Origin of the sequence: uncultured Eubacterium sp. (assembly GCF_934295145.1) — a bacterium.
Taxonomy (GTDB): Bacteria; Bacillota; Clostridia; order Lachnospirales; family Lachnospiraceae; genus Eubacterium_I.
The window spans coordinates 43564-58545 of sequence record NZ_CAKRAS010000013.1 but is presented as its reverse complement, the minus strand read 5'-3'; the positions used below and the strand labels follow the sequence as shown (position 1 = coordinate 58545).

Below are 14982 nucleotides of genomic sequence, written 5' to 3'. Positions count from 1 at the left end.
GTGGTCACAGAAAATTTTTCAGGTTCTTGTTGGAGTTCGTTTCTGCTTGTTCCAAATTACCCTAAACAAGAATTTACTTCAAAGTCACCCGTAAGGACACTGGCTGATGATCTGCATACTCGAAATCGGTATCTATAACCTCAACCTGATCCACCCGCAGATTATCAGATACAATATACCCATCAATGACATATACCTGAGAATCCTCATAATTTCCACTGTATGGTCCATTTAACAAACGACAGGTTGGCGCATTGTCTGCCACTGCAAAATCAAATCCTTCTGGCAAATCTTCTTTGTACACTGTTCCAGGCACCCAACTGTCCGTATCATGAATTTTATAAGTATCCAGACCTTCAAATGTTTGATTAAAATCACCTCCTGCAATGACATAATTTCCTGCTTCATATTCTTCCTGCAGTTTGTCTGCCAGCATCTGGCTCTGGATTTTCTTTCCTTCTCCGCTGTCATACGCTTCCAGATGGAAATTGATCAACACTAATTCTTTGTCTGTTCCTTCAATAGGAATTCTTGTCTCCAGCATACATCGTTTCAAATTGCAAGTTTTTACTGGCCAGGAAAATGATTCTGCCAGTTTGATTCTCTTTGCACTATCCACTTGATAGTTTGTCATGGTAAGTAGACCTGCCTCTACTTTTCCAATTGGCGGAACCGGATATGGCACAAAATCGCACTTAAAATTACATGCATAAATACTACTCATATTCAATGCATCTTCATAATAGGCACGTTCATTGATGTGAAACGAACGTTTTGCATCAATATCCACCTCCTGCAAAAAATAAAAATCAGCCGCCTGCTCTTTTAAAATATTAGAAATACCCGCAAGGTTTCTTTCTACAACATCTTTGGTATCCGGCTGCACTTTACTTCCGCCATCCATAAAAAAATCTTCCTCTTTGTCCAAGGCTGCATAACCGGTATTGTATGTCAGCACAGAAAAAGAATTTCCTTCAGACAATGACTTCGTACCATTACCAGTCTCCAACAATTCAATGGATTTTGGACGATATTCCCGCACTGTATAAAAAATTAGCACTGCTGCCACAAATAATCCTATACTTAGTAGTATAATCCCAATTCCTTTTAAAATCTTTTTTCCTCTCATAATAATTCTTTTTCCTTTTTAGACTAAACTTTTTCTTTTGACAAAACAAGAAAGTGTGCTACCACACACTTACGCGAATAAAATTATCAATAGCACAGTTTTCTTGCCCGCGCCGAGCACGCCTGCGAAGCAATAATTTCTTCTCGTGCGAGTGCGCATCGTTTGCACGAAGTTCTTTCATTTGATAGGAAATTCATCGTAATTTCCTATCAAAAGAAAAAGGCATCCTTAAAAACGGATGCCTTTTCTTGCTTTATCACCTTGGTTTTATTTCCTATTTTGCTACGATATTGATAATTCTGCCCGGAACATAAATCTCTTTGATCACATTTCCTGTCAGCTTATCACCAAGTGCTGTCTTACCTGCTGCGATGGCATCTTCTTTGCTGACATCAGCCGGAAGTGTAACAACGCATTTTGTCTTTCCATTGATCTGAACGGCAAGTTCTTTCTCGTCATCTTTCATAGCATTCTCATCGTAAGTCGGCCATGTCTCATGGAATACAGAATCCTCGTGACCAAGCTGGTTCCACAGTTCCTCGCTGATATGTGGTGCAAACGGTGCCATCAGAACAACAAATGTCTCTAATGTCTTTTTATCTACGCCGCCTTTTTTCGCCATATCGATGAGTTTGTTATTGTACTCCATGAATCCGGAGATAACGGTATTCAGACTGAAGCTCTCCAGACGTGTGGTAATGTCGTAAACCAGTTTATTGCGAACTTTTGCCAGTTCTTTTGTCTCTTTGACATCAGCATCTTTGTTATCCAGTACAAGCTTCCAGAAACGTGTAATGAAGCGGTATACACCGTCGATTCCTCTATCATCCCACTCAGAATCCAGTTCTGGCGGTCCAACGAACAGTTCGTAAAGTCTCAGAGAATCACAGCCGTAATCACGTACAAGATCATCCGGTGAGATTACGTTTCCTTTGGATTTACTCATCTTGATACCGTTTTTACCGGTGATCATACCCTGATTAAACAGTTTGTGGAACGGCTCGTCAAAGTCGATCACACCGATATCACACAGGAATTTTGTATAGAATCTGGAGTAAAGCAGATGCAGTACTGCATGCTCTACACCACCGATGTACATATCAACCGGCAGATATTTGTCTGCTTTTTCTCTGGAAACCAGTTCTTTATCATTTTTGTTATCTACATAACGAAGGAAATACCAGGAAGATCCTGCCCACTGCGGCATCGTATTTGTCTCACGTTTTGCAGGTTTTCCACAGCATGGGCAGGTTGTGTTTACCCAGTCTGTAATATCTGCCAGCGGAGATTCACCGGTACCTGTCGGCTGATAGGACTCAACCTCCGGTAATAACAGCGGAAGTTCTTCTTCCGGAACCGGAACAGGTCCACAATCCGGGCAATGAACGATCGGAATCGGCTCACCCCAGTAACGCTGACGTGAGAATACCCAGTCTCTCAGTTTGTAGTTTGTGGTAGCTTTACCAATGCCTCTCTCCTCGATGATGTGCGGAGCTTCTTTCTTCAGTACTGAAGATTCCATTCCGTTCCACTCGCCGGAGTTGATCATGGTTCCTTTTGCTTCGGTATAGGCCTCTGTCATATGCTCGATTTCTTTACCATCTTTTGCGATAACCTGAATGATCGGGATATTGAATTTGGTTGCGAACTCAAAGTCACGATCATCATGAGCCGGTACACACATGATCGCACCTGTACCGTAGTCAGCTAATACATAATCAGACAGCCAGATTGGTACTTTTGCACCGTTGATCGGGTTGATCGCATAACTTCCGGTAAATACACCTGTTTTCTCTTTATCCTGCAGACGGTCCACAGAAGATTTCAATGAAGACTGGTAAATATAGTCTTCTACCTCTGTTCTTGTATCATCGTTTGCAAGTTCTTTCGCCATTGCATGCTCCGGAGCCAGAACAAGGAATGTTGCACCATGTAAAGTATCCGGTCTTGTAGTGTATACAGTGATCTCTTTGTCTGTATCCTCAACCTTAAAGTTAACTTCTGCGCCGTGGCTCTTTCCGATCCAATCAGTCTGCATCTTTTTAACTTTCTCCGGCCAGTCAAGTTTGTCAAGATCATCTAACAGACGGTCAGCGTATGCTGTGATCTTTAACATCCACTGATTCAGGTTTTTCTTGGTAACATCAGCGCCACAACGTTCACATTTACCATTTACAACTTCCTCGTTTGCAAGACCTGTCTTACAGGACGGACACCAGTTAATTGGCATCTCTTTCTGATAAGCAAGACCTGCTTTGAACATTTTTACAAAAATCCACTGAGTCCATTTATAGAAGTTCGGATCGGTTGTGTTTACTTCCATATCCCAGTCATAAACAGCCGCGATTTCTTTGATCTGACGTTTGATATTTGCAATATTCTCTGCTGTGGATTTCTCCGGATGTACGCCCATCTTGATCGCGTAGTTCTCAGCCGGAAGTCCGAATGCATCCCATCCCATCGGATGAATCAGATAATATCCATTCAGCATTTTATATCTGCTCCATACATCGGAGATAACGTATCCTCTCCAGTGTCCTACATGCAGACCATTACCTGACGGATATGGAAACATATCCAGACAGTAATATTTCGGTTTCTTACCATCATTTACATTAACCGGGTGCTCTTCCCAGATTTTGCGCCATTTCTGTTCAATCTCTCTGTGATTGTACGGTACAGCCATTTTCATTCCTCCTAACAGATTGTCCCTCTTTCTCATTCGTGGACATAGTCTGTAGAAATTTTAACACAACCACTGCATTTGTCAAGGTTTCGAATACCTTTTTCACTACCGAATTAGAGAAATCGGAAGAGTTTTCCACGACAAGCGATTGTTAGCTGCGTCCGTATAATTTACATTACTGAAATGAAAAAAGGAAACATTCTACTTGGCAGCGATTGTCAGCTGCGTCCCGTAAAATTTACATTACTGGAATGGAAAATCGGAAGATTTTTCCTCGGCAAGCTGCAGAGGCAAAATCTTCCGATTTCCCTTCAAACATTAAATTTTACTCCGCTCTCGCAGCCACCTCTTTCTCCTGCACATCAGACGGAGCCTGCTCATAACGTGCGAACTCATACTCATAAGTTCCGCTGCCGCCGGTCATAGAACGAAGATCGGTATTGTAACCAAACAGTGAGGACATCGGCACATCTGCGATGATCTCCTGTTTGCCACCATCTACCGGATTCATTCCAAGTACACGGCCACGGCGTTTATTTAAATCTCCCATAATATCACCGGTATATTTGTCCGGTACCAATACTTTTACTGAAGCGATTGGCTCTAAAAGAATCGGTGAAGCATCCATAAATCCTTTTTTGAATGCCTGGATTGCTGCTGTCTTGAACGCCATTTCAGAGGAATCTACCGGATGATAAGATCCATCGTATAATACGGCTTTTACCCCCACTACCGGATAACCTGCCAACGGTCCCCGCTCTACGGATTCCTGAATACCTTTTTCTACTGCCGGGAAGTAGTTTTTCGGAACAGCACCGCCAACCACGATCTGATCAAATTCATATGCTTCTTCCAGATTGCCGGATGGTTCAAATGTCATCTTAACGTGACCATACTGTCCATGTCCGCCGGACTGTTTTTTGTATTTGTACTCGACATCTGCTTTCTTGCGGATGGTCTCACGGAATGCAACCTTCGGCTGTTCTAATGTAATCTCTACTTTGTATTTCTCTTTTAATTTGCTTACCACTACATCCAACTGCTGATCACCGATAGCATACAGCAGAGACTGATGATTTTCACTGTCGTTGACAGCTTTCAGTGTCAGGTCTTCCTGCATCATTTTCTGTAATGCCTGAGAAACTTTATCCACATCGGCTTTGTTTACCGGTTTGTAGCTCATATATGTATATGGTTTGGATACTGCTGTCTTGATAAAGGTAAGCGGTGTTGCCTTTGTGGACAGGGTATCAGTTGTCACAACTTTATTTAATTTTGCAAGTGCTCCGATGTCGCCGGCGTGCAGCTCCGGTACTTCTTCCGGTTTGTTTCCGCGCAGTACATATAATTTACCGATTTTGTCATCCATACCGTGCTCTTCGTTGTACATCACATCGTCTGTCTTGATAACACCGGATGTAACCTTGATCAGAGAATATTTTCCAATAAATGGATCTACGATGGTTTTGAAAATATATGCACTCTTTGCTTTTGCGAAGTTAAAGTCTGCATCATATACTTCATTTGTCTTAACATTGATGGCTTTGCACTGTTTTTTCTCCGGGCTTGGTAAATATTTTACAATATCATCCAGTAAGGTGTAGATACCTTTTGCCATTGTGCCGGAAGCCATGGAAATCGGAACCATACTGCCATCGCATACGTTTGTATGTAATACCTGACGAATCTCATTCTCGGAGAAGGTGTCACCGGAGAAATAACGATCCATATATTCTTCGCTTGTCTCCGCAACAGACTCTAATAATGCTTCACGGCAGATCTCAAGGTTTTCAAAAGAATAATCCGGAACATCTGTCTTATCAACAGTTCCATCCTCTTTCCAACGTTTTGCTTTCATCTGAATGACATTGACATAGCCAACAAACTGTCCGTTTTCACGGATTGGTAAATGTAACGGAGCTATCTTCTTTCCGTATAATTCCTGCAGGTCTACGACTACCTGACGGAAACTTGCGTTATCATCGTCCATATTTGTAACCCAGATCATACGTGGAAGATTATATTTCTCACAGATCTCCCATGCTTTCTGTGTACCGACTTCTACACCGGCTTTGCCATTTACCACAATAATTGCCGCATCAGCTGCTGCAGCAGCTTCTTCTACTTCACCGACAAAATCGAAAAATCCCGGAGTATCCAACAGGTTGATCTTTGTTTCTCTCCACTCGATCGGGACTACAGAAGTGCTGATGGAAAAACCACGTTTGATTTCTTCTTTATCGTAATCACTGATGGTATTGCCATCTGCGACATTACCCATACGATTGGTAATTCCGGACAGATAAGCCATTGCTTCAACCATTGTCGTTTTTCCGGAACCCCCGTGTCCCAGTAAAACCACGTTGCGGATCTTGTCAGTAGTATAAACGTTCATGTCATTTCCTCCAATACATAAAAAAATCATGGTTATATTTTACTAAACTTTTCTCTTTTTTGCAACCTTTTTATAAAAAATGCACAAGTTTTATCATAATTATCTCACAATTACTTTCTACGCGAAGAAATTCTCTGAACAGGAGCAGTACTCAGCCAAACTTCCTGCATGACACACTTCCATAAAACAATTCCATCCAGTATTCTGCCATCTTGCATTTCGCTTTTACGCTTTAAAGTGTTGACTTTTTCATGTAAATGCGTTATCATGGCAAAAGATGTCACCATACAAAGTTCCAATTATCTTTCAAAAGGTTCTTTTCCTGTGACATGCGAATCATAAAAATATAAAATAACATTATGAAGGAGGTACATTATGATTCCAGAAAAAATCGGCTTTATCGGCCTTGGACATATCGGCGGTTCTGTAGCAAAGACGGTGCATCGCATCTATCCGGATATTCAGATCGTCGCTTATGATACCTGTCGTGCCACTCTTGATGCCGCATTATCCGAAGGCATTATCTCAGAAGCACTGGATCAGGTTGGCAAAGGATTTTCCGATTGTAATTATATCTATCTGTGTGCCCCTGTTCTCAACAATGCAGACTATGTCCGGGAATTATCCGGCATCCTGCATGATGATATGCTGTTAACGGATGTGGGAAGTGTCAAAACCGGCATCCATGAGCAGATTCAGAAATACCCGGATCTGGAACGACATTTTATCGGTGGTCATCCTATGTGCGGAACGGAACACGTAGGCTACGAATATTCCACTGCTTACATGCTTGAAAATGCGTACTATATTCTTACCCCGACCCATACGGTTTCGCCCAAAAAAATAGAAGAATTCGAACAGTTTGTGGCATCCATCGGTGCAGTTCCACTGATTCTTGATTATAAAAAACATGATTTTTCCGTAGGTTCCATCAGCCATCTGCCGACAGTCATTGCAGCCACACTGGTCAATTTAGTGAAAAATCTGGATGACTCTGACGAAACACTGCGCACGATCGCTGCCGGCGGTTTCAAAGACATCACCCGTGTCGCATCCTCAGATCCTACCATGTGGGAAAATATCTGTGTGGCAAACCGAAGCCAGATTTTAGAACTGATCGATACTTACGTCAGTGCATTGCAGCAGACACGAAATACCATTGCGGAAAGCCATCCGGCGGAAATCAAAGAATTTTTCAGTTCTGCCAAGGAATATCGTGATTCCTTCAACATCTCCTACCGCGGTCCGATCCGTCCGGTTTACCAGCTGTTCTGCGACCTGATCGATGAGGCCGGAGGAATCGCTACCATTGCTACGATCCTGGCTTCCAACAACATCAGCATCAAAAACATCGGCATCATCCACAACCGCGAATTCCAACAGGGTGTTTTACAGGTGGAGTTTTATGAAGCAGATGCTTATGATCATGCAGTAGAACTGTTACGAAAATATCATTACACCGTATATGAGAAATAAAAAGGTGATATCTATTATTTTAGTTTGTCTAATAGTAACATTTGAATAATACAAGAAAGTGTGCTATCACACACTTACGCGTTTAAAATTATCAATAGCACATCTTTCTTGCCCGCGCCGAGCACGCTTGTGAAGCAAGAATTTCTTCTCGTGCGAGTGCGCATCGTTTGCACGAAGTGCTTTTGTTTGATAGGAAATTCATCGTAATTTCCTATCAAAACAAAAAAAGATGAAACAGTCATTTGAATAATCTTTTCAAATAATTGTTCCATCTTTTTCTATTTACTCTGTGGCCTGAATAGAAGCAATGACATTTTCACATTCACTCTGTCCCGTATCGGAAGGTCCTGTGATGATCATAGTGATCATGCATCCGCCGTTTTCCGCAATCGCATAACACTGGTAAATGTTATTGGACTGATAATCCGCAATTCCGTCAAAGGATACGAACTCTGTCTTTCCAATTGTCTTTGTGCTGATTGGATTCAGACTGTATGTGATGCCCTGATCCTGATAGCTCAACAGCTGCTCTGAAAGTGTCTCAGCATACTGCTGCGCTGTCACATCTCCAAATACAGCCAGATTTTCTGTCATCATTGCAATTGCTGATCCGGTATTCGGATTGTAAATATAAAGTTCATAGTTACTTACATCACTGGAAGAATCCGTGTTGCCAGTCACCTGCTGACCCGCATTTTCTACTGCGTCAATCTCTTCCTGCGTACCGATCTGCCATCCTTCCGGCAATGTCAGGCTCATTCCAAGAGATGTGTTTGTGTATACTTCGCCGTTCCACTGTCCCGGCACATAAGCTGCTTCTTCTTTCTCTGCATCTGCTGAAGTACTTCCTGTCTCCTGCAGAGCGGATGCCTCGCCTGCAGCAGATGCATCTGTATTAGCCCCCGTCTGATTCTTTCCTCCACAGGCTGCCAGAGAACAGATCATCGCTGTCATTAATAACCCCACAATAATTTTTTTCATTTTTATTAGTCTGCCTTTCTTTTAAAGTAATCTTTCTACGTTGATCAAAATTTCCACTACATTTTAATGGTAAAAAGAAAAAAAGTCAAGAAATGCTGTTTTCCTGACTTTTTATGCACATTTTTTGTTTCTATCTCAATAATATCTGATGTTATTTGCCCGCGTCTTCCATCTTTGTGATCAGTGCACGCACTTCATCACGCTCTTCCTTGGAAGATCCGCGAATTTCCAGATAATTCTTCATCATTTCAGCCGGTGTCATGCCCCAGAATTCTACGAAATTCTGCACGTCATACTTCATATACTCTGATGCTTCTACGATTGGATGATAGCTGTAAATCTTACCATTACGATCCATCCGTAAAAACTCCTTCTGAACCAGATGGCTCAGATAAGTACTTACTGTCTGAGGTTTCCAGTTTTTGCCATACACTGCATTGCAGGCTTTTACTACTTCACTTAAAACCATATCGTGATCTGCGAGCCAGATAGCACGCATCACGAGCATTTCCGCTGTTGTCAAATAATATCTGTTAGTTCTGTCAATCATGCTTTCGCCCCCTTGCGTTCGATGCCTTTCTTTAAGTTCCTAGTTCCTCTATAATATAAATTTCCTTATCAAAAATGCCATTACATTTTTTTTAATATCGGATGTTTTATATTCTCCGTTAATATTTTCTCTGCATTTTTAAAAAACAGGAAAGTATACACCTTCCTGTTTTCTAATCAAAATGCCGCTGGCCGGACTCGAACCGGCACGGAGTTACCCGCTTGATTTTGAGTCAAGTGCGTCTGCCAATTCCGCCACAGCGGCAAGGTGTTCGGTTTTTACCGAACACGCTTATCATATCATACAGGTATACAAAATGCAAGAAAAAATTTATATTTTACTCCATTTTACACCAGACCTTTGATAATATCAAAACAGTCAAAGGTTGCAAAGTAATCCTTCGGTGTCTCTGCACGACGGATCAGCTGTGCGCTTCCATCCTCTTTCAGCAGTACTTCTGCAGAACGGAGACGTCCATTATAGTTGTATCCCATGGAAAATCCATGTGCACCTGTATCATGGATCACCAAATAATCACCCATGTCAATCTTCGGAAGCATGCGGTCTACGGCAAATTTATCGCAGTTCTCGCAAAGGGAACCAACCACATCATATTTATGATCACAAGGTGCATCCTCTTTGCCGGCAACCGTAATGTGATGATATGCGCCATAGATAGCCGGACGCATCAGGTTCGCTGCGCACGCATCCACGCCGATATACTCTTTGTAAGTGTGTTTCTCATGAATTGCTTTTGTAACGAGGCAGCCATACGGTCCCATCATAAATCTTCCCATCTCAGTATAGATGGCAACATCACCCATATCAGCCGGAACAAGTACTTCCTCGTATACTTTCCGAACGCCCGCACCAATCGCGCGGATATCATTCGGAACCTGATCCGGTTTGTAAGCAATTCCAACACCGCCGGACAAGTTGATAAAGCTGATCTTGATACCAAGTTTTTCTTTGATTTCCACACATAACTCAAATAAAGTACGAGCCAGTGTCGGATAATAATCGTTTGTAACGGTATTACTTACTAAGAATGCATGGATACCGAAACGTTCTACACCTTTTTCTTTCAGAAGTTTGTATCCTTCAAACAGCTGCTCTTTGGTAAAGCCGTATTTTGCATCGCCAGGGTTATCCATGATACCGTTGCTCAGTGTATACACTCCGCCCGGATTGTAACGAAGACTCATTGTTTTCGGGAACTTGCCGATCGCTTTCTCCAGGAAATCAATGTGTGTAAAATCATCCAGGTTGATGGTTGCACCAATCTCATTTGCGTACACAAACTCTTCTACCGGTGTATCGTTAGAGGAAAACATTATCTCCTCGCCGGACATTCCAATCTCATGAGACAGCATCAGCTCTGTCATGGAAGAACAGTCAGCTCCGCATCCATATTCTCTTAAGATATTTAATAAGAACGGGTTCGGCGTAGCTTTTACTGCAAAATACTCGCGGAATCCCGGATTCCATGCAAATGCTTCTTTCACCGCTTTTGCATTTTCGCGGATTCCTTTTTCATCATATAAATGGAAAGGAGTCGGATAGGATTTCACAATCTCCTCAATCTGCTCTTTGGTAACAAATGGTTCTTTTTTCATTTTGTTTTCTCCTTGTCGTATCACTTTTTCTCTCGTTTTCCATCATACACAAAAGGACTAAAAAAAACAACCCATCGTCAGGATTTTTTCCTGACAATGGGTTGTTTTAGCGTCTATTCTCTTTTCGTCACCAAGGAATGCTGACCAGGCAGTATTTCTTAGTTGTCAGCTGCTCCGGTTCTCTTTAATACATAGAAACCATCATCGAAGCAGGTTACATAGATATATCCTCTGTCATCTACGCAGCAATCTTCTGTCATTGCGTTACGTGGACCCGGTAATCCCGGGAAGAAGGAATCTTCCGGTTTTTTATTCGGATTTGGCGGGATAAAGTATGCGAGCTCTTTGATGTAGTAAGGATCAGATACATCATAGATACGCAGACCTGCCGCGAAATAACAGCAGTATACTCTGTCGCCTCTCTGCTCCAGCCATGGCTTGTTGCTCATCGGCTCATGCAGGTTGTGCGGTCCGAACGGTCCCTGGCATCCAAGGTTCATTACATTGAAGTTTGGATACGGGAAGTCTTCCGGTACTTCCGGATATGGGAACTCTGCAACCAGAGTCGGATGTGTCGGATCGCTGACATCAACCATATGAAGATTATTCATAGCCTGTGCCTCTTTGATAGATCCTTCCGGGAAGAACTGGAATCTCTCGCCCTCATTTGTAACTACGCAGAAATCGCGGCCCGGCAGCGGTAATGCTGTATGAGTACGTGCTCCTGCCAGATGGCTTGAGAATGCCGGCATGAATTTCAGCTGTCCTAACAGATGCGGACGTGTCACGTCTTTTGCATCCAGAACATACAGACCATCTCCGCCGTAACCACAGAACATAATTCCATCATCACGTCTGAATGGCGGTCCATGCATCCATCCTTTGTCCATGAAGGACGGAACATGTCCTGCATGATGATCAACAGTTCTGCAAGGATATCCGTCTACAAACTGATGAGGAGCCCACCAGTTACCAACCTCATGCGGATTTGTCGGATCAGAGATATCTACGATACGCATGATCATACCTTCGAAACGCTCGGATTCGCAGGAAAGATATACGTAAGGACCTCCGTTATACATGAAACGATGAACGCCAATGGAGTGCGGTACTCCGCAATCCCAGTATCCTAAATATTTCGGATTCTCCGGATCTTCTTTCAGGCTCCAGATCTGGATACCAGCCTGACATTTCATATTCATAAGTTCGCTCTGCTCTACTAATGCACCCGGTCCTGAACCAGCGGTCATTGCACAGATCAGAAGATCGTCTGCTACCTGAATCTTTGGTGTAGAGGTAGTCGGATATTCTTCCGGATCTAACAACTGCAGATGCTTTACAAATCTGGTATGTTCCGGATCTGTAATGTCAGCAATCAGTACTCCGTTCTGTGAGCCGCCAAAACAGGAACCATACAGATAATATTTACCTTCTGCAGTTTTGTAAACCTGCATCTGGAAAACGCCACTTTTACCATTCCAAGGGTTGAAATCAAGGACTTCCAGGTTTTTGATATAACCGTTGTTTCCCGGTCCCTTGGCATAAAATTTGTCTGCCATAATTCTGCCTCCTTTTTTCTTGATATTTTTATTCTAATCCAATCTTTTTCATACGTCAAATAGAAAAAACAGGCGTCTGGTATAACCATTTTGTTATATCACCAGGTCAGTTATGCATACAGATCACTTTTTTCAGCAGCGATACAAATCGATCAATGGCTGGATCCTGATTTTCATTGATCCATACAACACTAAGCGGATGGGTGGATTCCAGATGCAGATATGCAAATCCAGGATTATCCAATGCACGGCTCCAACTATCTGTAACTGCTACGCCTAGTCCACATTGCACGCCCATGATCATTGCATCTGTACTGTGGACTGGCTGGATCTTCGGCGTGAAACCGTATGGTTTGCATACGCTTCGAATCAAATCCGTCACATAATCATTGTCTTCTCCGGCAACTGCCAGAAATTCTTCCTCACGAAAATCGTAGGGAGTAAGCACACTCTCATATTTGGGTGTATTGGCAGTACTGTAAATCAAAACTCTCGGCAAGTCTGCCACTTTTGCATGCATGATTCCCTGGATATTTAAAATTTTTGGTTCAATAGTAATAATCACATCCTCTTTTCCGCTTTGCAAAGCTTCCTGAGAACTGCGGGGCTCGTAGCTGTTTACTTCAACCTTTACATTTGGATACTCTTTGGAAAAATCTTGTAATACCGGCAAAAGAATTTCAGAAATATCCCAGTTATTTAAAACACCAAAATGCAATACCTGTTTTTTATTTTCCAGAAATAATTTTGCTCTCAGTTTCAGGTCAAATAATTCGCCGCGATACCGTTCAAAAAAATCATAAAACATTTCACCATTTGCCGTCAGTACTATACCTCTGTTTAATCGTTCAAACAATGGGCAGCCAAGTTCCTGTTCCAGTGCCAATATCTGCCGGCTGATGGCAGGCTGTGACACAAACAGCTCCTGGGCCGCCTTTGAAAAACTCATATTCCTGGCCGCAGCCAGAAAATATTCTATCTGCAGATCATTCATGGCTTATCTCAAACGGGTTATATATAAAGCAACAATGATCACAAGAGCTATGCCTGCCGCAATACGTGGAAGAAGCATTTTACTTCCTTTTCCTGCCGTCTCTGTCTGCGGATCTGCCGCTGCTTTTTCCCTCTCCTCTTTTTTATCATTTCTCCACTGCTCGATCACAGCACGAGCTGCTTCCTCATCCTCCGGATTTACATAAATTTCTTCCCCAAAATTATTCATTGCCAGCAAAAAATTACCATGCTTTCCAGAACCGATTTTCTTTCTGGCACACATAATTTTTTGCATACGAAAACGTACTTCTATTTCATCTGCTTCTTCCGTGCTATAAACTACCAGTACTTTCGCCATCTCATCAATATTTACTGCCATTATTTCTCTCTCCTCATCCTATCCTACATTAAGATTCAAGTCGAACGCACGTGAGACTTGGTGCGTGATTCTGGTCAGCGAAAGCTGACATATTCTTCTCAGAATCACTGCACATCCTCGCGGAGCGTTTATCTCAGTCGGAGATTATACTCCCACTGAGAAAGGCTTGTTATTACTCATCACTTTCAGAAGCGGGAGTCTTCCCGACTGAGATAAAAAATGCCGGAAACTGATGAACTCCAGTTTCCGGCTTAAAGCTACCGACGGGAATCGAACCCGTGACCTCCTCACTACCAATGAGGTGCGCTACCTACTGTGCCACGGCAGCCTGCTCAGCAATCGCTGACTTGTATACTATACAATATTTCCTAAATCATGTCAATACTTTTTCTAATGTGTCTTTTTTACCAAAAAACATGAATTATCTGATTATTCAAACATTTTTGTTGTTTTTTTATTTTTTTCAAAAAAGCTATTGACATTTTTGCCATTTATTTTTATACTCAGCCTTGTAATCACATATGGGGAGCTTATGTACTAGGCTGAGAGGAAGTTAAGAACTTCGACCCACGAACCTGATTTGGATAATGCCAACGTAGGAATGTATAAGAAATGAACGATTTGAGAGATACATTACCACGTATCTCTTTTTTGTTTGATAGGAAATTACGATGAATTTCCTATCAAACAAAAGCACTTCGTGCAAACGATGCGCACTCGCACGAAAAGAAATTATTGCTTCGCAAGCGTGCTCGGCGCGGGCAAGAAAGCTGTGCCATTGATGATTTTATTCGCGTAAGTGTGTGATAGCACACTTTCTTGCGTGATAGCACACTTTCTGATTTTTCCAAATTAAGGGACAAAACTAAATAAAGTAAAGTTGAGAGTGAACACACAAGAGTTCATGAAGGGGTGCACCACCACGGGTGTATTTTTTTCATGAACTCTTTTTTTGGCAATATGCGTTTCGCAGAAAATGTGTATTTCACACTTCTCAAACTTGGAAAGGAGCATCTATGACAATCACTGCAAATGGAAAGAAAGTCATTCTGACCACCGAAACAACGATCAGCAGCTATCTGGAAGCAAACCAGTATCGGGAAAACCGCATTGTGGTGGAATTAAACGAAGAAATATTACCAAGAGACCGATATTCCACCACCTGTCTGAAAGATGGCGACTGTATGGAAATTGTTACTTTTATGGGAGGAGGCTGAT

Annotated in this window: 11 protein-coding genes, 2 tRNA genes and 1 riboswitch; of the genes, 2 read left to right on the top strand and 11 right to left on the bottom strand. The window is 42.3% G+C overall.

What is annotated here, in order from left to right; all coding sequences use genetic code 11:
* Positions 1 to 73 precede the first annotated feature (73 nt).
* From Q0I54_RS04235 to Q0I54_RS04225, 3 genes are all read right to left on the bottom strand, one after another.
* Positions 74 to 1129 (bottom strand): endonuclease, encoded by a 1056-nt coding sequence (locus tag Q0I54_RS04235; RefSeq protein WP_296116712.1) that lies wholly within the window; start codon positions 1127 to 1129, stop codon positions 74 to 76.
* 274 nt (positions 1130 to 1403) lie between these two features.
* Positions 1404 to 3815: a leucine--tRNA ligase gene (gene leuS, locus Q0I54_RS04230; RefSeq protein WP_296116711.1), complete on the bottom strand. Its 2412-nt coding sequence runs from the start codon at positions 3813 to 3815 to the stop codon at positions 1404 to 1406.
* A gap of 325 nt (positions 3816 to 4140) precedes the next feature.
* A complete protein-coding gene (locus Q0I54_RS04225) occupies positions 4141 to 6210 on the bottom strand; it encodes a translation factor GTPase family protein (protein ID WP_296116710.1) in 2070 nt (689 codons plus the stop codon).
* A 375-nt stretch (positions 6211 to 6585) separates the two neighbouring features.
* Here Q0I54_RS04225 and Q0I54_RS04220 point away from each other — a divergent pair, with 375 nt between their 5' ends.
* Positions 6586 to 7686 (top strand): prephenate dehydrogenase, encoded by a 1101-nt coding sequence (locus tag Q0I54_RS04220; protein WP_296116708.1) that lies wholly within the window; start codon positions 6586 to 6588, stop codon positions 7684 to 7686.
* A 282-nt stretch (positions 7687 to 7968) separates the two neighbouring features.
* On the opposite strand, the gene Q0I54_RS04215 is transcribed toward Q0I54_RS04220, so the two are convergent.
* From Q0I54_RS04215 to Q0I54_RS04180, 8 genes are all read right to left on the bottom strand, one after another.
* Positions 7969 to 8667 carry a hypothetical protein gene (locus tag Q0I54_RS04215; RefSeq protein WP_296116706.1) on the bottom strand — a complete coding sequence of 233 codons (699 nt, stop codon included), beginning with the start codon at positions 8665 to 8667 and terminating at the stop codon, positions 7969 to 7971.
* 151 nt (positions 8668 to 8818) lie between these two features.
* On the bottom strand, positions 8819 to 9217 hold the full coding sequence (locus tag Q0I54_RS04210) for a BlaI/MecI/CopY family transcriptional regulator (protein WP_296116704.1): 399 nt from the start codon (positions 9215 to 9217) through the stop codon (positions 8819 to 8821).
* A 182-nt stretch (positions 9218 to 9399) separates the two neighbouring features.
* Positions 9400 to 9481 (bottom strand) — tRNA-Leu (locus Q0I54_RS04205).
* An 83-nt stretch (positions 9482 to 9564) separates the two neighbouring features.
* Positions 9565 to 10833, bottom strand: coding sequence for a diaminopimelate decarboxylase (locus tag Q0I54_RS04200; RefSeq protein WP_296116703.1), 1269 nt, complete (start codon positions 10831 to 10833; stop codon positions 9565 to 9567).
* Positions 10834 to 10991: 158 nt separating this feature from the next.
* A complete protein-coding gene (locus Q0I54_RS04195) occupies positions 10992 to 12392 on the bottom strand; it encodes an LVIVD repeat-containing protein (RefSeq protein WP_288773841.1) in 1401 nt (466 codons plus the stop codon).
* 106 nt (positions 12393 to 12498) lie between these two features.
* Positions 12499 to 13386 (bottom strand): LysR family transcriptional regulator, encoded by an 888-nt coding sequence (locus Q0I54_RS04190; RefSeq protein ID WP_296116698.1) that lies wholly within the window; start codon positions 13384 to 13386, stop codon positions 12499 to 12501.
* A gap of 3 nt (positions 13387 to 13389) precedes the next feature.
* Complete coding sequence (locus Q0I54_RS04185; RefSeq protein WP_296116696.1) at positions 13390 to 13764, bottom strand: hypothetical protein; 375 nt, start codon at positions 13762 to 13764, stop codon at positions 13390 to 13392.
* Positions 13765 to 14019: 255 nt separating this feature from the next.
* A tRNA-Thr gene (locus Q0I54_RS04180) sits at positions 14020 to 14092 on the bottom strand.
* A 184-nt stretch (positions 14093 to 14276) separates the two neighbouring features.
* A riboswitch (TPP riboswitch) is annotated at positions 14277 to 14383 on the top strand.
* A gap of 397 nt (positions 14384 to 14780) precedes the next feature.
* On the opposite strand from Q0I54_RS04180, the gene thiS reads away from it, so the two are divergent.
* Entirely contained in the window at positions 14781 to 14981 is a 201-nt protein-coding gene (thiS, locus tag Q0I54_RS04175) for a sulfur carrier protein ThiS (RefSeq protein WP_296116695.1), read from the top strand.
* The last annotated feature ends 1 nt before the right edge of the window (position 14982 follow it).